The organism is Shewanella sp. AS1 (assembly GCF_021412565.1).
Classification (GTDB): Bacteria; Pseudomonadota; Gammaproteobacteria; order Enterobacterales; family Shewanellaceae; genus Shewanella.
Genome location: NZ_JAKCLJ010000161.1, coordinates 1 through 255, shown reverse-complemented (window position 1 = coordinate 255; position 255 = coordinate 1). Strand labels below are relative to the sequence as shown.

The 255-nt window shown below is 54.9% G+C and carries 1 rRNA gene; it reads left to right on the top strand.

Annotated features, from left to right (window positions below):
- Positions 1-255, top strand: a 16S ribosomal RNA gene (locus LZP69_RS16510); the annotation flags it as partial.

The following is a 255-nucleotide window of genomic DNA, read 5'->3' as shown; positions in this document are numbered from 1 at the left end:
TGCCGGTGATAAACCGGAGGAAGGTGGGGACGACGTCAAGTCATCATGGCCCTTACGAGTAGGGCTACACACGTGCTACAATGGCGAGTACAGAGGGTTGCGAAGCCGCGAGGTGGAGCTAATCTCACAAAGCTCGTCGTAGTCCGGATTGGAGTCTGCAACTCGACTCCATGAAGTCGGAATCGCTAGTAATCGTAGATCAGAATGCTACGGTGAATACGTTCCCGGGCCTTGTACACACCGCCCGTCACACCA